The following is a 19,620-nucleotide window of genomic DNA, read 5'->3' as shown; positions in this document are numbered from 1 at the left end:
AAAAGGTTACAAAAAAAAAATCAAGGTATAAATCTGCACCTTGATTTCCATTTAAATACATATATTTGATGTGGAAAATGAGAAGATTATTCGTATTTAGGAAGATGTGCTGTTGGATTTTAAAAGGCTTTGAGAAAATGACCTTTGTAGTAATTTGGTGATAGGGCCAACTTGACCATCTTGAATCGCAGTTCCATCGAGATGGGTCATCGGTAAAATTTCAATAGTCGTTCCCGTAAAGAAGCATTCATCTGCTTGATAAACATCGCGAACGCTGAAAAGCTCTTCCTTTACAGGAAGTTGAAGAGTGTTAGCTAAAGAAATGACGTACTGACGAATAATGCCGTTTAAAATAAGGTGATTGGCTGGATGCGTATACAGTGTTCCGTTTTTTATAAGAAAGAAGTTAGAGTGGCTACCTTCAGTTACAATACCATTTCGTACGAGAAGTGCTTCTTTACAACCTTTGCGTTCAGCTTTCGTATAAGCTAATACATTTGGTAATAAATTTAACGATTTAATATCACAGCGGAGCCAGCGTGTATCAGGTTCTGATATAGCACGTACACCGTATTCAATCCATAAAGATGGTCTTTCTTTTTTTGAAATATAAGCATAGATTGTCGGAGATATGTCATATGAAAATGCATGTGCTCGAGCTTGTACACCACGAGATACTTGTAAGTAAATTGTTCCGTCTTCGTGGAAATTATTGTTTTCAATTAATTTGTAGAGTAAGATGATGAGTTCGGCTTTTGAGAAAGGAAGTGATAATTCTATTTCTTCAAGGGATCGATATAATCTTGTTAAATGTGGGTCTAATAAGTGAAAGTTTCCGTTATAAAGGCGAATAACTTCATAGACGCCATCGCCAAATTGTAAACCTCTTTCTTCAAGTTCTATGTACGCGCGATGTTTTGTTGTATCAATAACTGCATCATTCCATAGTACAAATCTTTCGTATGCCAATTTTCGTCCCATCCTTTCGTTAGTACATGAATAAAAATCACTATAGTAATTTTTATGTAAGCAATTCTCTACATATGACGTATATGTATTTGTAAATCACAGAGAAGTAGTGGCGATTTATCCTGCATTAACTGCTCGTAAACGCCCGATTGGTGAGGGCTAATAATCAGTGGGGGATGAACAAAACCCCCACTGATTAAAGTTTCACTTTATAGCATTTTGTATATACAAATTCGGAAATGAGAAATAAGAATCCTGCTTTTTGAAAAAAAAAAGCAACATTCGTATGGAATGCTGCACAAGGAGGGTAGCTATCATTCATAGGGACATCGTCTTTAAAGGTTTCATTTATGCAAACAAAACACTTGGAAAGACAATTATAAGAAAGTTGAAAACAAATGATGCACACATTTCTCTAAGGGATCCTATTGAAGATGAGAGATAAGAAATATGTGGAACCTTGTTTACATATTTTATTATAAAGATGTTTCGTTAATGTGGTGTAAATATTAGGTGAAGGTTATGTAATTTTAAAGTTAATGAATAGGAGAGGAAGGATAGCAGAAAATAAAAAAAGAGGCTGAGATTATAAAATGTACCCTATAGAATAGACACTGAAAAAAAGTCTATTCTATAGGGTATTTCTTGTATAATGAGAGAAAATTGGAATCGGAGAAGGTTTAAAATGACAAAAAAGCTATTTACAGAAAGAGACATTCAAATTCTATCAAATAACCCATATATAAAATCTGTAAGTCAGAAAGGTATCACTTATACAGATGAATTTAAGCGTATTTTTATTGAGGAGAATGCGAAAGGAAAACTACCCCGAAATATTTTTGAAGAATGTGGTTTTGATATAGATATGATTGGAATGAAACGAATTATGTCATCAGGAAGTAGATGGCGTGCTGCTTACAGAAAAAATGGTGTATTTGGTTTACGAGATACACGCACCGAAAACGCGGGAAGAACTCTTGAGAGAGAGCTTACGTTAGAAGAGAAGTATGCTCGTTTAGAAGCCGAACGGAACTTACTAAAGGCAGAAAATGAATTGTTAAAAAAGATCAAACTTATGGAAGGGAGGATGAGAAGGAAATAACGTTATCACCTAGTCAGAAATATATCCTGATTCGTTCTGTTATCATAAAATATAACTTAAGAAATATGGTGAGTTACTTGTGTAAAGTAGCTGGTGTATCCCGTTCGGGATACTATAATTATTTTTCCATTTCATCTCAAGAACAACGGAAACAAAAGAACGATCAAGATGAAATCGTGAAAGAAATCATATTAAAAGCACTTCGATTTAGAAATCGAAAGAAAGGGGCTCGTCAAATAAAAATGACATTGGCGGGTCATTTTCAAGTTGTCTACAATTTAAAGCGTATCCGTAGAATCATGAAGAAATATGAGATTGTCTGTCCGATTCGGAAAGCAAACCCTTATAAAAGAATGCTGAAAGCTTCAAAAGAACATCGAGTAGTGCCGAATCAATTAAATCGAGAATTTAAACAAAACACCCCAGGAAAAACACTTCTTACAGATATCACTTATTTAGTTTATGGTAAGAATAAAAGAGCTTATTTATCTACAATTTTAGATAGCTCAACCAATGAAATTTTAGCTTACCATGTTTCAGAACAGATGACATTAGACCTCGTAACAACAACTCTTCATAAACTAAAACGGAATAAGAGGATTCGATTGACTAACGGTGCATATATTCATTCAGATCAAGGAGCCCACTACACAAGCCCTACCTACCAAAAATTAGTCAAAAAGCTAAAGCTCGGACAATCTATGTCAAGAAGAGGAAACTGTTGGGATAACGCTCCACAGGAATCATTTTTTGGTCATCTGAAAGATGAAGCACATATAAAACCTTGCGAGTCTTTTACTGAGTTGAAACAAGAGATTAAGAAATATATGACGTACTATAATCACTATAGATATCAATGGAATTTAAAAAAGATGACTCCTGTTGGATACAGAAATCATCTCCTTGATGTTGCCTAACTTTTTTCAAAATGTCCTTTACAAAGGGTACAGATTATTACTCAGCGCTCTTCTTTTCTTCTTTAATAGCTGTCTTTACTTCACCAGTTTTGATCTTGTTACTTTCAGAGAAGCGAAGTAAGTCACCTTCAATGATTTTGTCAGACATGTTCAATTCATTTTGGGCACGATCAATTAGTGGTTGAGATTCTTCTTTCGGTAATTGCACAACTTCGCCAGTAGTACGGTCGTAGAATGTACTGTTCGTGTACATGTACTTATCTGTAACGAAGCTACCGTCACGAAGAACAACGAATCCTTTATTTTCTGGTGAGAATACATCATGACCGAATTGAATTTGATTCGTAGAATCTACACCAAGTAAGTTTAGAATTGTTGGCTTAATGTCAATTTCACCAGTTGGTTTTGAAATTGTTTTACCTTCTTTTTGACCTGGAACGTGAATAAACATCGGTGTTTTTTGTAAGTTCATATGGTCAAATGTAGTGATTTCTTCTTTTCCTAAGAACTGTGCCATTGCACGGTTATGGTTTTCAGAAATACCATAGTGATCACCGTAGAATACGATAACTGAGTTGTCGTAAATACCTTCTGCTTTTAGACGCTCAATAAAGTGTTTCATTGCTTCGTCTAAATAGCGAGCAGTTACCATGTAACGGTCAAATACGCCATCACCAGAATTGTATTCATCGATTAATTTCGTACTGTCATCATAAGTGAATGGGTAATGGTTTGTTAAAGTAAGGAAGCGAGTATAGAACGGTTGCTTCACTTCTTTTAACATATCGATAGATTGATCGAAGTATTCGATATCTTTTAATCCCCAATTTAATTTTGTTTCTGGCGTAATTTTGTAGTCAAGCTCGTTGTAGTAACGATCATAACCAAGTGCCGGATACATAATGTTACGGTTCCAGAACGTTGCGTTATTCGCGTGGAATACTGATGTGTGATATCCTTGCTGACGCAAAATTTCTGGAGTTGCTGTATATTCGTTATTACCGTGTGTGAAGAATACAGCACCACGGTCTAGTGGATACATTGAAGTATCTACTAAGAATTCAGCATCAGACGTTTTACCTTGCCCAGTTTGATGGAAGAAGTTATCGAAGTAATAACTTTCTTTCGCAAATTGGTTTAGGAATGGTGTAACTTCTTGTCCGTTAACTTGCGCACCAATTAAGAATGTTTGTAATGATTCAAGAGAGACAACAATTACGTTTTTCCCTTTTGCAGTACCAAACATATTTGGATCTGGTTTACTTTGTGTTGTTTTCACATAGTTTTCTGCTTCTTGCAATTTACTACTATCAGCAAACGCTTTTTGTGAACTTGATTTTGCTTGTAAGCCAAGATCGTATGCTTGGTGTACATATAATCCTAGGTTTTTAACAAGCATAACGCGGTCGAATGAACGTGTTAATAGTTCTGGACGCTCAGCTTCTGCAAATCCTAGGTTTACGCAGAAAATAGCAACCGTTGACACGAAGTATAGAGAACGCATCGGACGTGCTACACGTTCTGTCGGTGCAAAATCTTTCTTCTTCTTCAATAGAACGAAGAATACGATAATATCCGCAAATGCAAGGATGATTTTGTAGTTAAATAATTCTTTCACACTAGAACCTAAACTTCCGAAATTAGACGTTTGTCCTAGTACTGGTAAAGTAACGAAGTCATTGTAGAATCCGTAGAACATTACGTTACCAACAAGAATGAACGTTAAGATAAAGTTAATTCCTAGTGCTATATAGTTACGTTTTTTCCCTTTTGCAAATAATGCAAGACCCACAAACAGTAATGATGCTGCTAATGGACTAATGAATAAAATGAATTCTTGCATGAAAGATTCAAGTTTTAAATCGAAGCTAGTGCGTGTAATGATGTAGGTTTTTAGCCATACGGCCAAAGCTACGAATAAAGTGAAACGCACATTTTGAAATTGTGATTTCATGGTTTCTTTCATTCATTTCCACCCTTTCTCTATCAGGCTTGGTCGATTTTGGAGCGAAAAATGTTAAAATAAAAAATACATAGTTTTCTTGGTCATAATTAGAGTTTCTATATTCACCCATATACGACTTTAACTATGCATACCCTTTTTGGTTTCTTGTGCTGCTCATAAGCATAACGTCATTTCTGTATTATACAACAAAATTCATTTCTGAGAAACACTATAACATTTTACATTTTTTGTATGTGATTTGTCACTACCAGAGAAAACTTTAACATTCGTTTATAGGCTCGTCAACTAGAAAATATAACAAAAATAGAAAAGAATGTTAAGCGGAATTGAAAGTTTTTTGGTTGAGAAATATGGAATAGAAATCTTTAAGTGGTTGTCTAGAAAACTATTATATGAAGGAAAATACGAAAAAATTAACGAACACTTGTTCTTTTTGGCTTTGTTTGTTACAATGAAATTTCATTGATAGATTATGTGTAATTTTGATGAACTTTTACTGATAACATAACATATTGTAGCTTATTTCTTTTGAAAATAGGGAGGCTTTTGAATGAAACAAAAATTTTCAGTTGAAGCGTTTTGGAAGAAAATAAAACATGTTGCGAAGCAGGCAGGGCAGTCGGTAATCTATGCGAGTTTATTGTTGTTTTACGTGTTGCAAAGACCGGATGTTCCAAAACGAGTGAAAATTATTGTAATCGGAGCACTTGCTTATTTCATTGCACCGATTGATGCCATTCCAGATTTCATTGCTGGAGTCGGTTATACGGATGATTTAGGTGCGTTAATGGCCGCACTATTACAAGCATCGATATACGTAAATGAAGATGTGAAAGATAAGGCACGAGTGAAGTTGGCAGAATGGTTTGGTTCGGATATAGACACATCATTTATCGATCAAAAATTAGATCAATAGGTGAGAACTGTCATAGGATGACAGGGCGAACGTAAGCGAGGAAGTGCATTATGCCATCAGGAAGAACGCATACGAAAATAAACTTAATATCCCTTCCGGTTGTTTTGTTTATGCTCTTTTCGTATGGATTAACAAGTTTTGATTTTTTATTAACTTTTGCAATTGGCTTTTTAGTAGGTACTTCATTTTTAACACCGGATTTAGATACGTACAGTAATGCGTATAATAAATGGGGATTCCTCCGCATTTTTTGGTATCCATATAGGAGCGTAATGCCCCATCGTTCCTTCTTCACACATACGATTATAATTGGTGATATTATTCGTATTGCATACATGTTAATCGTGTTTTCTCCGTTTTTATTCCTATTAAATATAATCGCATTCGGTGGAAATTTAATAGAAATTGCGAAGGAACACGAGGTTGAAATTGTAACGTTTGTAATGGGGATTGTTGTGGCGAGTACGCTTCACATTATAGCGGATAAAGCGAATACGCGCCGAAAGAAAATGATGAGAAAAAAGAAGAAACGCAGAAGATAAAGAAACCGTCCCAAAAGGTATTTTGGGACGGTTTTTTTCTTATTAATAGGTAGGTTACTCTTGTTGAACCGCCGATAAAATTTCATTTACGATCATGCGACATCAATTTTTGAACAGTTCCTTTTTAATTAAACGTTTGTTTAAAACTAAGCTTTCAGTACTTTAATACCTTTCACGATATTCCAAATGAAGTAGTATAAGCTAATGATTCCGCAAATGCATAAGACGATGATTGCTCCAATTCCAAGTGTTACGTCTGGTTGATCAGATCCGATGCCCATAATTCCTAAAATAACTAATCCAATAAATGAAGCGATGCTTGGAACGATATGTGTCCATAGAGCACGTTTCGCATGTGGTTTCGTTTCAGAATCGCCCACAATCCACACGATAATAGGGAATAAGATAGGTGCAAATAATACACTAAAGTATGATAAAGCTGCTAATATTTTGTTTCCGTTCATATATATCACCTCATAAGTAATGTCCGTTGTTATACTTTTAGTATGCGATAAATTTGGCAACCTTCCTATCGATTAACATTACAAAAACGTGACGCTTTTGTAAGATTTCCTTTTTAAATAATGAAATTTTCAAAAAAATCTTTTTAAATGAAAATTGTTGTGATAAAATTATTGAAAACGTTTTCTTGAACGTTTTGTATTTTTTAGACTTAAAGGTATGATGACCTGGTAGTCTATTGATAAGGTTATATCTTATTTAAAAGGGGATTCTTTAGGGGGAGAGAACAATGAACACATGGACACAAGTTTACGATCCGTTCGGTAACATTTGGATTTCGGCAGCAGTCGCACTTATTCCAATCATCTTTTTTTTCTTAGCTTTAGCGGTTTTCCGCATGAAGGGGTATGTGGCAGGATTTATTACAGTTGTATTAACGATTTTGGTGGCGTTATTTGCGTATAAAATGCCATTCACAATGGCAATGGCAGCGACCGGATACGGTTTCTTATACGGATTATGGCCAATTGCGTGGATTATCATTATGTCAGTATTTTTATATAAAATTTCTGTGAAAACAGGTCAATTTGATGTCATTCGTGCATCTGTATTATCCATTACGAATGACCATCGTTTACTCGTTATTTTAATCGGATTTTCATTTGGAGCATTTTTGGAAGGGGCAGCAGGATTTGGTGCACCAGTAGCGATTACGGCAGCGCTTCTGGCAGGTCTTGGGCTAAATCCTTTATATGCAGCAGGTCTTTGTTTAATCGCAAATACTGCACCAGTAGCGTTCGGAGCGATGGGGATTCCGATTACAGTTGCTGGACAAGTAACAGGCATTGATCCGCATAAAATTGGACAAATGGCTGGGCATCAATTACCGTTCTTATCTTTATTTGTTCCGTTCTTTATCGTATTTTTAATGGATGGCTTTAAAGGAGTAAAACAAACGTGGCCTGCTTTATTTGTAGCGGGTAGTTCATTTGCAATTACACAGTTTATTACAGCGACGTTTTTAGGACCAGAACTTCCGGATATTACGTCAGCGCTTGTAAGTTTAGTAAGTTTATCGCTATTCTTAAAAGTTTGGCAGCCGAAAGAAATTTATCAAACTAAGCAAGCGAATAGTGAAGTAGCAGCAACGACGACGGCGACATCTATGCCGAAACTAACGGTAGGAAAAGTAGTAAAAGCGTGGTCTCCGTTCATTATTTTGACTGTGATGGTAGTCATCTGGAGCCAGAGTTTCTTTAAAGCGTTATTCGCTCCGGGCGGCGCTTTAGAAAGTCTCGTATTTAAATTTGAAGTTCCAAGCTTGCACAATTTAGTAATGAAAGCAGAGCCAATTGTAAATAAACCAACACCTTATGAAGCAATCTTGAAATTAGATATTTTATCAGCGACTGGAACAGCAATTTTAATTGCTTGTATCATTTCTATCTTTATTTTGAAAATGAGTGCAAAAGATGCAGTAGCAACATTTAAAGAAACGTTAAACGAACTAAAAATGCCAATTTTATCTATTGGATTCGTATTAGGATTCGCATTTATCGCAAATTATTCTGGTCTATCTTCTACATTAGCGTTAGCACTTGCAGGAACTGGCGGATTATTCCCGTTCTTCTCACCATTCTTAGGATGGATTGGCGTATTCTTAACAGGATCAGATACGTCAGCGAACGCACTGTTCTCGAATTTACAAGCAATTACAGCGCAGCAAGTCGGTGTATCTGAAGTGCTTCTTGTTGCAGCAAATACAACGGGCGGTGTAACAGGTAAAATGATTTCTCCGCAATCAATTGCGATTGCTTGTGCGGCAGTTGGACTTGCTGGGAAAGAGTCAGATTTGTTCCGCTTTACATTGAAGCATAGTTTATTCTTCGTTACTATTGTTGGGATTATGACGTATGTGCAGGCTTATTATTTAACTTGGATGATTCCATAAGCAACAAAAGAAATAAACTTTGCATTTTTCAGATTATAGTGTATGATGGGAAAGTATTGAAAATTAAATCAGTGATAAACTAGGGGTGCCTAACGTATGCGTAGGCTGAGAGAGAAGCGTGTGAACTTCTTAACCCTTTGGACCTGATCTGGCTCGTACCAGCGTAGGGAAGTTAACGGCTTTACATAATTATGCCTTTATGAGCCAGGTCCTTATTCTTTTATGGACCTGGCTCTTTTTATTTTGGCATGCGCTGGCCATATCTCGTCCTTGTCACGAACAGGGGGGCAACAAAGGTTATGAAACATTCTGTTTCAGCTGAGCAAATTGAATTGAAATCGAGTTTACCAGGAAGTAAGAAAGTGTATGTGGATGGAACACGTGAAGGTATGAAAGTACCAATGCGCGAGATTGAACAAAGCGATACGAACGGTGTTCAAAATCCGCCAATCCGTGTGTATGATACGAGTGGACCTTATACAGATCCAGAGTATAAAGTGGAGCTGGAAAAAGGGTTGCAGGCGCCGCGCCACTCTTGGACCTTGGGGCGTGGTGATGTGGAAGCTTATGAAGGACGCGAAATTAAACCTGAGGATGACGGTGTGAAAGTGGCTTCAAAACATACACCTGTTTTCCCGCAAATGGATCGTAAGCCGCTTAGAGCGAAGCAAGGTGCAAATGTTTCGCAAATGCATTATGCGCGTAATGGCATTATTACGTCTGAGATGGAATATGTTGCGATTCGTGAAGGGGTAGAGCCTGAATTTGTTCGTAAGGAGATTGCAGAAGGTCGTGCGATTTTGCCGGCGAACATTAACCATCCTGAAGCGGAACCGATGATAATTGGACGTAATTTTCACGTGAAGGTAAATGCAAATATCGGAAACTCTGCTGTATCGTCTTCTATTGCAGAAGAAGTAGAGAAGATGACGTGGGCGACTCGCTGGGGTGCAGATACGATTATGGATTTATCTACAGGTAAAAACATTCATACAACACGTGAGTGGATTATTCGTAATGCTCCGGTACCAGTTGGAACTGTGCCAATTTATCAAGCGCTTGAAAAAGTAAACGGAATTGCAGAAGATTTAACGTGGGAAGTATATCGTGATACGTTAATTGAGCAGGCGGAGCAAGGCGTTGATTACTTCACGATTCACGCTGGTGTATTACTTCGTTACATTCCAATTACTGCAAAGCGTATGACAGGTATTGTTTCGCGCGGTGGTTCGATTATGGCGCAGTGGTGTTTATTCCATCATAAAGAAAACTTCCTATATACTCACTTTGAAGAGATTTGTGAAATTATGAAGCAGTACGATGTTTCGTTTTCTCTTGGAGATGGATTACGTCCAGGTTCTATTGCAGATGCAAATGACGAAGCGCAGTTTTCTGAGCTTGAGACACTTGGTGAATTAACAAAAATCGCTTGGAAACATGATGTGCAAGTTATGATTGAAGGACCTGGGCATGTACCGATGCATTTAATTAAAGAAAATATGGAGAAAGAACTTGATATTTGTCAGGGTGCGCCGTTCTATACACTTGGGCCGTTAACGACAGATATTGCACCAGGTTATGATCATATTACTTCAGCGATTGGTGCTGCGATGATCGGTTGGTTTGGAACGGCGATGCTTTGTTATGTAACCCCGAAAGAACATTTAGGTTTACCGAACAAAGATGATGTTCGCACGGGGGTTATTACGTACAAAATCGCTGCACATGCAGCTGATCTTGCGAAAGGGCACAAAACGGCTCATCAGCGTGATGATGCACTTTCAAAAGCTCGCTTTGAATTCCGTTGGCGCGATCAATTTAATTTATCTTTAGATCCTGAACGTGCGATGGAATATCACGATGAAACACTGCCAGCAGAAGGTGCGAAAACGGCTCATTTCTGTTCAATGTGTGGACCGAAGTTTTGTAGTATGAGAATTTCACATGATATTCGTGAATATGCGAAAGACAATGATTTAGAAACGACAGAAGCAATTGAAAAAGGGATGAAAGCGAAAGCGAAAGAATTTAAAGACACTGGTAGTCATTTATACCAATAATACGTTACACCTCTTTACTTGATTGATCACACTGTAGTACCTAACTTAAATATAGAAGAAGCCCCCTTTGCTAAGACGGTAGCAAAGGGGGCTTCTGCTGTCTATAAGGTGAAGAATAATTGTACCCAGTAGTATAAGAGGAATAATGTGACGACTGTTGTGAGTGGGATTACGATGAGAGATACGCTTAAATAATCTTTCCATTTCACTTTAATTTTGTTTTGTCTTAAGATATACATCCAAATGAGGGAAGCTAGTGTACCGATTGGTAATAATAGTGAACCGATGTCACTACCGATGATATTTGCGAGATAGATAGTTTTTAATGTGACTGGATCTAGTCCCATTTCTGTTAATGTGATTGTACCAATCATAAGTGCAGGGTGGTTATTGAAGATGTTAGAGAGGAGGGAAACGAGTCCGCCCATTGCAAAGCTGGCATAGAGTAGATGCTGACTTACAACTGGTTCGAGCCAACTTACAAGTGCCGCTGTTAACCCTGCGTTATGAAGCCCGTAAATAATTACATACATAGAGAAAGCGAAAATTAAAATGTGCCACGGTGTCTTTTTCAAAATATCGACTGGGTTTGTTCGTAAGTAGTACCATCTCCAGATGAGAAGAACGAGTGAACCGAGTACGGCAACGATTTCGATTGGAATCGATAAGAAGGATGCAACGAATAGAAGACAGCGCATAAGGAAAACGAAGCCTAATACTTTTAACATGAATTTCGTACGTTTTTGTTTCGTATTAACAGAATTTTGTCCTTTTAACGGATGGAAGTTTTTCGTGAAGAAAATTTCTTCAATATCATATGAAGAAACAGGTAATCTTTCTGGAAGTTTTTTCTTTAAAACTGTATACATGAGCCATGACATAAACAGTAGTCCTAGTGTTGCAGGTACAAACATCATAGCTGTATGCATATAAAGAGTCATATTAACAATATTTAATGCGATTAAGTTTACGATATTACTTACACCGATTGGTGCACTAGATGCAGTGGCAATTAAAGCACCGCTTAATAAATAAGGGATTTGTTGATGAGGTTTTAATTGAAGGTTTTTCAGAAGTAAAATCAAAATCGGTGTTGTAATTAAAATACTACCGTCATTATTAAATAAAAGAGTCATAAGAAAACATAGTAATTGAATGTACCAGTATAGGCGTCGTCCGGAACCTTTCGCTAAATTTGCGAGCTTCGCTGCAGACCAGTGGAAGAAGCCGAAGCTTTCTAATATAACCGCCATAACGATGGTCGCTAATATCGTTATAGAGGCACCGCCGATTTTACTTATAATGTCCATGACGTCTGGTTTTGATACAAGTCCAGTAATGAGGATAATGCTAGCGCCGACTGCTGCCGGCCACGCCTCATTTAAACCGCGAGGTCGCCAAAAGATAACAATCATCGTTAAGAAGAATACAATAATAGTAATCCATATTTCAATGCTCATATTTAACCTACCTTTCTATTTTCCCTTGAACAAATGTAGCTTGTCTCAAGTTTATATAGCATTATATTCAAAAGAAAATAAGAAGAACTAGGCATCTACCTTAATCTAGTGAATATGTGTATTTTGAGCAACAAGGCAAGTATAAGGGGTAGTGTAATAACTATTAGGAGAGGAGTCTAATAAATTAGGGGCATTCTATGTGTGAATGCCCCTAATTTACTATTTTTCCTTTAAAAATGTTCGATCTTTTAAGAATAAATTCCAGAAGAAAATAAATCCTGGTAGTAAAATTGCAATCCCGATTGCGTAAAGAATAAGAAGTGCATAGAATGTTTCGACCGTCGTAAAGCTTGTAAATACAGTTACGTCCGGGTAAATGATATAAGGTAAATGGGCGACGCCGTAAGCGTAGCTTGCAAATGCATATTGAGCGACGACAGCTAAAACTGCAATGCGAGGAAAGCCTAGTGTGCCATATTTCTTATTTGTCCACCAAAGAGAAGAGTATCCGATAACAAATAAAATGATAGAGACTGTAAACCATGGGAATTGCTTTATTAGTCCTTGCATAAGCCAGTGTGTTTCAGGGTCCATTACAACGAGAGCGATAATAGCAGTCACGAGCGTTGCAGGACCAAGTATGATGGCATTTCTTCTATAAATTCGGTACGTATCTTCAGAACCTTGTTCCCTAGCAAAATCAGCAAGAAAGAGAGATGATAGAAATAGTTCCGAAGTTAGTCCGAAGAGCATATAACAATAAATAACGGGACTAGAAAGAAGTTTTCCGTAAAGGAGCACTTCTTTTCCTTCAGACATCGTAATATAGGCACCTTCTGTAACTGGTAGAACGGTAATTAATAGAGCTGGGATTAAGAGCCCGGTAATACCTGAAATAATCCGAAGAAGGTGTTGGTATTTTGGCAGGGAGTAAGCAAATACCATAAATGTACTACGAATCGCAACGAGTACTAAAATTAACATAACTGGTACAAACATAACGGTTGCAAGGGTAAAGGCCGCTTTTGGGAAGAAACCGAGAAAAGCAACGACGACAAAGACAAGAAACGTATTCGTTACTTCCCAAGTTGGTGATAAGTACCGATTAGCAAGCTTGGCAGCAAGCGTCGGGTGTTTAGCGTATACCATGCCCCAAAAACCAGCTCCAAAATCAATAGACCCTAGTATGCTATATACGAAAATAAGAGCCCATAAGATGATGATTGCAATGCTTTCCTCATGCACGAGAATCGCCTCCTTCGTGATGTAAATCATTCTTTAACGGATGTTTCTTAAAGAATGTCCGTAGTACAAAGACTGTTAAAATACCGAGTCCGATATATAAAATGATGAATAAAACAAATAAAGGACCGACGAAATCAGCGCGCGTAGAAGCATCTACCGTGCGTTGCATGCCATAAATTGTCCATGGCTGACGACCACTACAACTAAAAATCCATCCGAATTCAATACCGAGCAACATAACGGGTCCACAGGCGGCAGCTCCCCAAAGAAGCCACTTCGGTAACTCTACTCCTTTTTTTCGGTAAACAAAGTACCAATATAAGAGGGCAATAGCTGCAACTGCAAAGGTAAAGGCAGCGGTGCCGACCATTAAATTGAACAGTGTATGTGTGTAAAATGGTGGCCATGTTTCTTGCGGGAATTCCTTTAGACCTTTTACAACGGTGTTAGGGTCTAGTCCCACTAATAAGCTAAGCATGTTCGGAATTTCAAGGGCATAGTTTAGTTCAAGTGTGTTAGGGTCCACAACCCCGCCAATCGATAAAGGCGCGTGTGATGTCGTTTCAAACAAAGCTTCAGCAGATGCTAGTTTTTCAGGTGAATGTTTATGTAAGGCAATAGCAGATTCATGTCCTGAAAGCCACATCGTAGCACCTGTGATAAATGTAACGACAAGCCCTAACAGTAATCCTTTTTTATGGTAAGCAATTTCACGAGCACTTAAATTTTTCTTTAATAATTTAAATCCAGCGATAGAAGCAATAACAGCTGCTCCAGTTGTATAGGCCGTAATAACGACGTGGAATGCACTTGTGCCAAAGCTCGGATTAAAGAAAGCTTTCCACGGATCAACGTTAAAAACTGAGCCATCTGGATTCATTGAAAAGCCCGCAGGTGTATTCATCCATGTGTTTGCCGATGTAATAAGCACGGCAGATGCAGTGGCGCCAATCATAACGAAAAATAGCGAGATTAATCTCATAACTGGAGGCAGTTTATCAGCCGCATATACGTAAATAGACATGAATAAAGCCTCTAAAAAGAAGGCGAAAATCTCAATTTGAAACGGAACGGAAATAACTTGCCCAACAATTTTGGCGAAACCAGGCCAAAGAAGTGAAATTTGTACACCAACAATTGTTCCAGTTGGAATTGCTACACCGAGAAGGATAGCAAAAGCCTTTGTCCATCTTTTTGCCATAATGGCATAGTCGGAATCTTTCTTCCAGTGATAGAGTATTTCACTTATAAAAATCATTAAAGAAAGCCCGACTCCAAGCGTTGCGAAGATAATGTGGAATGCTAATGAAGAACCAAAAAATGCCCTTGCTAATGTTACGGTATCCATATGTATACTCCCCTTCTTTTTGCCATTATTTTCTGATTGAATTGGAAAATTTATTCAAAAAACTACCAAAAATATATATGTATTTAAAAAATGAGTACGGTAATATAGTGTTTAAATATTCTAAAGAGAAAGAAAATGATATTTGGTAATATTTTATTTGTTTTTTAGGGCTGAATCTTTTATAATCTTTTATGCGAACGTAAGTTCTATTTCTGGGATGAAGAAGTTTATGTGAAATGGAGAGGGTGTTTTATGTATCCTGAAGTCATTAAAAAGATGGCATTTTCAAGAGAGCATAGAGATTTATTATTAAAGTTGTATAATAAAGAAATTACGCGTCGTGAATATGATCGACTTGTGGAATCGCTATATAGACCTTCTAAAGAGGCTTGCGAAGGATAAGGTGAGAGAGACAATCTAAAGGATTGTCTTTTTTATATTTGCGTATGCTCTGGTAAAATTAAGGTTAGCCTTAAAAGGAGGTGAAAAGCTTGCGAAAACGTTTATATATAGGGATTGGGGTTATTCTCTTAATCGCTTTAGGTGGAGTTGTATTTTGGTCAGCTTTACAAGGAAATCGTACCGAGCATTTTATTTTACGACATATGGTGAATGAAAATGGAACACTTGCAACGTATCGCTTAGAGGATACAAAGGCAGGTAAGGGTGAAGCGAAGGGCCGTGAAGCTTTATCAGAATCTGCAGGGTTATGGCTACAATATACACTTGATAAAGATGATCAAGCTTTATTTGATGAACAAGTGAAGGTTATTCAAAATAACTTTGTACACAAGGATCGCATCGTTATATGGAAAATCTCTGAAAAGGGAGAAATGCAGTCAGCTACTAATGCACTTATCGATGATCTTCGTATTATAGAACAATTATATCGTGCTTATGAAATGTACAAGGAAGATCGCTATAAAAACCTTGCAGATCAATTGAGTGATTCTGTACTTCGTTATAATAAAAAAGGTAATTATTACGTTGATTATTACGATGCAGATACAGGAAAACAAAATAACTTTGCAACAACATCTTACATAAATCCGCATGCATTCTCTTATATGAAAAAGTATGGAAAAATTTCTGCACAGCAGTATCAGGAAGTTGTTCAGTTTTTAGCGGATTATCCAAGGCAGGGTTGGGCATTCCCGAAAGAGTATAAAGATGATGGGACATTTACGTACGATAAAGAAGTGAATCTTATTGATCAATCATACGTTGCTTATCATCGTAGTTTAGGCGGTCTTTCATCAGATGCTTATTTGGAATTTATAAAGAAGAAATTTCGCGAAGACGAAAAGTTATATGGTCGTTATAACTTAGAAACGGGAAAACAAGCTGTGAACTATGAATCACCAGCATCTTACGGATTAACAATTTTGTACGTACTACAAACAGGTGATACAAAGTTTGCGAAGGAATTGTATGAGCGGATGACTACATTCCGAAATGATAATGTATTTAGTAGATATTATGGTGGATATGTAACAGGTGAGAATAATAATACACATATTTTCGATAACGTATTGCCGCTTTTAGCGGAAATGGAATTGGATAAGAGTAAAAAATAGAAGGTGCCACCCTATGGGGATGGTACCTTTTATTTGTGTCGTTATTTGTTTGTAAAGCGATATAATTTTACGCCCTAATATTGGAGAAGTAATCAATCACGAATTCACGAAATTGCTGGGCGGTGTTTGATAAATAGCGCTTCTTCGACCAACTTAAGCCGATAGTTCGTTCGCAATTAGGTTCAATAATACGTAACTTATTTGATGCTAAAGTAGAGTTTTTTAATAAAGTTAAACTTGGGACAAAGGCGATGCCAAGACCTTGCTTAATGAGATCGCTAATCACGGTTGGTTCATCTACTTCAAAAGCGATATGTGGAGTGAAACCAGCTTTTTTACAAAATTCATCTGTTAAGTGCCGAAATCCGTAACCAGTGTTCATACTAATAAACGATTCGTCTTTTACTTCATGCAAATAGATACTTTCGCGGTTTGATAACCGATGTCCTGAAGGAACAGCTAAGAAAATTTCTTCTGTGATAAGTGGTTCCCAAACCATTTCCTCGCCTTCAATTGGTATAGAGGAGATACAAAAATCAATTTCCATATTATCTAGTTGCCGTTTCATAGAAGGAGTAGATGCGAGAAATTGTTGGAATCGAACGTTAGGGTGTTCTAGTAAAAAAGAACCGAGTAGCTCGGGTAATATTCTTGGAATAGAAACTGCAAGTGTAATAGAGCCTTGTTGTAATTCAGCTAAATCTTTAATTTCACGTTCCCCTTCACTTAATTCATGAAAAATGCGTTCCACTCGTTTTAAAAATACTTTGCCGAAAGAGTTTAATGTAATCTGTCGACCTTGGCGATCAAATAAGGGGACGCCTAAGTCCTTTTCTAGTCTAGCGATTGTTTTACTGAGTGAAGGCTGCGCAATATGCAATTCTTCAGCTGCTTTTGTCATATGTTCTAGTCGTGCGACTGTCTGAAAGTATTTTAATTGAAGAAGTTCCACTTCGAATCTCCTTTCTATAGACCAAAAGGAATGAATTGATAATTAAAGATGTATTATACAGTATGGAAAGTGACGTGTATAGTAAATCTGTTAAACCATTCGAAGGGTGTTAAATTAGGAGAAGGAGTATGTTTCATGAAGGGAATTCAACTTATATTTAAAGATTGGAAGGCGATGTGGAACCATAAACATGGACGTATCGCTTTAATTTTTTTATTAATCGTTCCTTTAATTTATTCAGGATTCTTCTTAGCTGGATATTGGGATCCGTACGGAAAATTAGATAAATTACCTGTTGCAGTTGTTAATTTAGATAAGGGTGCTGTGATGGATGAAAAAAAAATCCAGGCTGGAGACGATTTTGTTAAAAATTTAAAAGAGAATAAGGAATTGGCGTTTCATTTCGTATCAGAAAAAGATGCTGATGAAGGGCTAAAAGAAGATAAGTATTATATGGTGGTTACGATTCCGGAGGAGTTCTCTAAAAAGGTAAGTACACTAATGGATGAGAAACCAGAGCCGGCACAATTGCAGTATAAAGTAAATCCAGGTAAAAACTTTGTAGCAGCTCAAATTGGAACGACAGCTGTTGAAAATATGAAAACAAAAATTTCAAATAGTATTACGAAATCTTATACAGAAGGTGTCTTTTCAAAGTTTCAAGATTTGGCACAAGGGTTGAGTGATGCAAGTAATGGCGCTGAGAAGTTACATGAAGGAACGACGGATGCAAAAAATGGGGCGAATCAGCTTACAGATGGTATTCATCGTTTAAATGATGGAACAGTGAAGTTAAAAGAAGGAAGTGATAAGCTTGCCTCTAGTCAATCGGCCTTAACTGGGGGAGCAAATGAGCTTAGTCAAGGAGCGACATCACTTCATAATGGTATGGAGCTGCTAGCACAGGGTGAGAAGTCTTTACAATCAGGAGTTAGTGAATTAAGTGCTGGTACAAATGAATGGGTGAACGGAAGTGAGAAACTTGCTGAAGGGCAAGTGAAAGCGGACAATGCAGCAAATAGTGTAAAACAACAATTAGAAGAGTACGTGAAAAGTCATCCAGAAGTGCAGCAAGATCCTGCTTTTCAAAAGATCATTGCTACTTCTAACGGATTAGCTAAAGCAACAAACACTTTAAATAATAGCCAACAACAATTGACACAAGGTGCGCGGAAGCTTACTGATGGTCAGCATAAGATTGAGGAAGGCATGAATACATTCGGAGTTAAGTTAAACGAAGCTACCGCTGGAACGAAAAAGATAGCAGATGGTGCTGAGAATGTAGCTGATGGATTTACGAAGTGGGGAAATGGATTTACATCATTACAAGAAGGTGTAAATCACCTTGCGAGTGGCGGAACAGAGCTGAATCATGGTGCTGATAAGTTAACGAACGGACTTGTTAAACTTGACGATGGTGCGAAAGAACTTTCTACGAAATTGGGAGAGGGCGCAGAGAAGATAGCGGATGTTCGCAATGATGATGCACGCAATACGATGTTCTCAGAGCCGGTTCAATTAGTGAAGTCGACAGTTTCTGATGTGCCTAACTACGGTTCAGGTATTGCACCATACTTTTTATCACTGGCATTTTATGTTGGCGGAATTATGGCATCGAATATTTTACCTCTTGGCCGTAGACAAAATATGAAGGTAAGCGGAACAGTACATTTTATTAATAAACTAGGATTAGTATATTTAATTGGACTCATTCAAGCACTACTTGTAGATGTGGTAGTGTTAGGAGTTATGAAATTAGAAGTTGCAAGTGTATCACTCTTTGTTTTATCAAGTATTGTTATTTCCTTTACGTTCATGACATTTATTCTTATGTTAGTAACGGTATTCGGCATTGTTGGGAAGTTCGCAGCGGTAACGCTTCTCGTTCTTCAATTAGCGACGAGCGGAGGTACTTTCCCAGGAGAGTTAAATATAGCTGTGCTTAGCAAAATTGGACAGTTTCTCCCAATGTCTCATTCTCTTAGAGGATTACAAGATGTTATCTCTTTAGGAGATTGGTCGCAATTGCGAATGCAAATTTTAATTTTATTATGCTATCTCGTTGTTGCTGGCGGAATCACATGGGTTACGAGTCATATACAGCATAAGGAGACGAATGCAGAGCAAGTTTCTTAAAATGAAAAAAGCTATCC

Annotated in this window: 15 protein-coding genes and 1 riboswitch; of the genes, 8 read left to right on the top strand and 7 right to left on the bottom strand. The window is 37.3% G+C overall.

Features of this window, described 5'->3' with window-relative positions:
- Positions 1-96: 96 nt before the first annotated feature.
- Positions 97-981, bottom strand: coding sequence for a D-amino-acid transaminase (locus QCI77_RS26510; RefSeq protein WP_289404983.1), 885 nt, complete (start codon positions 979-981; stop codon positions 97-99).
- A gap of 673 nt (positions 982-1,654) precedes the next feature.
- Between QCI77_RS26510 and QCI77_RS26505 the strand changes: the two genes are divergently transcribed.
- Positions 1,655-2,988, top strand: a protein-coding gene (locus tag QCI77_RS26505; RefSeq protein WP_113770855.1) for an IS3 family transposase whose coding sequence is annotated in 2 segments (ribosomal slippage) — positions 1,655-2,042 and positions 2,042-2,988 — 1,335 coding nt in all. Because the reading frame shifts where the segments join, the coding sequence is not laid out codon by codon here.
- A gap of 37 nt (positions 2,989-3,025) precedes the next feature.
- On the opposite strand, the gene QCI77_RS26500 is transcribed toward QCI77_RS26505, so the two are convergent.
- Positions 3,026-4,954 carry an LTA synthase family protein gene (locus QCI77_RS26500; protein ID WP_012262002.1) on the bottom strand — a complete coding sequence of 643 codons (1,929 nt, stop codon included), beginning with the start codon at positions 4,952-4,954 and terminating at the stop codon, positions 3,026-3,028.
- A gap of 550 nt (positions 4,955-5,504) precedes the next feature.
- On the opposite strand from QCI77_RS26500, the gene QCI77_RS26495 reads away from it, so the two are divergent.
- Both QCI77_RS26495 and QCI77_RS26490 read left to right on the top strand, forming a co-directional pair.
- Complete coding sequence (locus tag QCI77_RS26495; RefSeq protein WP_002016186.1) at positions 5,505-5,870, top strand: YkvA family protein; 366 nt, start codon at positions 5,505-5,507, stop codon at positions 5,868-5,870.
- 50 nt (positions 5,871-5,920) lie between these two features.
- Positions 5,921-6,412: a metal-binding protein gene (locus QCI77_RS26490; RefSeq protein ID WP_002089644.1), complete on the top strand. Its 492-nt coding sequence runs from the start codon at positions 5,921-5,923 to the stop codon at positions 6,410-6,412.
- A 146-nt stretch (positions 6,413-6,558) separates the two neighbouring features.
- On the opposite strand, the gene QCI77_RS26485 is transcribed toward QCI77_RS26490, so the two are convergent.
- On the bottom strand, positions 6,559-6,876 hold the full coding sequence (locus QCI77_RS26485) for a magnetosome magnetite crystal formation protein family (protein WP_002191186.1): 318 nt from the start codon (positions 6,874-6,876) through the stop codon (positions 6,559-6,561).
- 287 nt (positions 6,877-7,163) lie between these two features.
- Here QCI77_RS26485 and lldP point away from each other — a divergent pair, with 287 nt between their 5' ends.
- Together lldP and thiC are read left to right on the top strand one after the other, a co-directional pair.
- Positions 7,164-8,825 carry an L-lactate permease gene (gene lldP, locus QCI77_RS26480; RefSeq protein WP_002016180.1) on the top strand — a complete coding sequence of 554 codons (1,662 nt, stop codon included), beginning with the start codon at positions 7,164-7,166 and terminating at the stop codon, positions 8,823-8,825.
- A 71-nt stretch (positions 8,826-8,896) separates the two neighbouring features.
- A riboswitch (TPP riboswitch) is annotated at positions 8,897-9,012 on the top strand.
- 112 nt (positions 9,013-9,124) lie between these two features.
- Positions 9,125-10,885 (top strand): phosphomethylpyrimidine synthase ThiC, encoded by a 1,761-nt coding sequence (thiC, locus tag QCI77_RS26475; protein WP_353825677.1) that lies wholly within the window; start codon positions 9,125-9,127, stop codon positions 10,883-10,885.
- A gap of 101 nt (positions 10,886-10,986) precedes the next feature.
- On the opposite strand, the gene QCI77_RS26470 is transcribed toward thiC, so the two are convergent.
- The 3 genes from QCI77_RS26470 to cydA form a co-directional block, all read right to left on the bottom strand.
- A complete protein-coding gene (locus QCI77_RS26470; RefSeq protein WP_002143778.1) occupies positions 10,987-12,345 on the bottom strand; it encodes an arsenic transporter in 1,359 nt (452 codons plus the stop codon).
- Between the two features lie 219 nt (positions 12,346-12,564).
- Positions 12,565-13,590 carry a cytochrome d ubiquinol oxidase subunit II gene (locus QCI77_RS26465; protein ID WP_002089640.1) on the bottom strand — a complete coding sequence of 342 codons (1,026 nt, stop codon included), beginning with the start codon at positions 13,588-13,590 and terminating at the stop codon, positions 12,565-12,567.
- A complete protein-coding gene (gene cydA, locus QCI77_RS26460; protein WP_002034780.1) occupies positions 13,583-14,938 on the bottom strand; it encodes a cytochrome ubiquinol oxidase subunit I in 1,356 nt (451 codons plus the stop codon). Before cydA ends, QCI77_RS26465 begins: the two co-directional genes overlap by 8 nt.
- 252 nt (positions 14,939-15,190) lie before the next feature.
- Between cydA and QCI77_RS26455 the strand changes: the two genes are divergently transcribed.
- Together QCI77_RS26455 and QCI77_RS26450 are read left to right on the top strand one after the other, a co-directional pair.
- Positions 15,191-15,340, top strand: a complete 150-nt coding sequence (locus QCI77_RS26455) for a hypothetical protein (protein WP_002016173.1) — start codon at positions 15,191-15,193, stop codon at positions 15,338-15,340.
- An 89-nt stretch (positions 15,341-15,429) separates the two neighbouring features.
- Complete coding sequence (locus QCI77_RS26450; RefSeq protein WP_002089636.1) at positions 15,430-16,515, top strand: hypothetical protein; 1,086 nt, start codon at positions 15,430-15,432, stop codon at positions 16,513-16,515.
- Positions 16,516-16,582: 67 nt separating this feature from the next.
- Here QCI77_RS26450 and QCI77_RS26445 read toward each other — a convergent pair whose 3' ends face one another.
- Positions 16,583-17,467: a LysR family transcriptional regulator gene (locus QCI77_RS26445; protein WP_044439411.1), complete on the bottom strand. Its 885-nt coding sequence runs from the start codon at positions 17,465-17,467 to the stop codon at positions 16,583-16,585.
- A 135-nt stretch (positions 17,468-17,602) separates the two neighbouring features.
- Here QCI77_RS26445 and QCI77_RS26440 point away from each other — a divergent pair, with 135 nt between their 5' ends.
- Positions 17,603-19,603 carry a YhgE/Pip family protein gene (locus tag QCI77_RS26440; RefSeq protein ID WP_353825676.1) on the top strand — a complete coding sequence of 667 codons (2,001 nt, stop codon included), beginning with the start codon at positions 17,603-17,605 and terminating at the stop codon, positions 19,601-19,603.
- Positions 19,604-19,620 lie beyond the last annotated feature (17 nt).

Source organism: Bacillus cereus group sp. MG9, from assembly GCF_040459995.1.
In the GTDB taxonomy this organism is placed as follows: Bacteria; Bacillota; Bacilli; order Bacillales; family Bacillaceae_G; genus Bacillus_A; species Bacillus_A mycoides.
The sequence above is the reverse complement of the archived record's forward strand: the minus strand, read 5'-3'. Positions and strand labels throughout refer to the sequence as shown.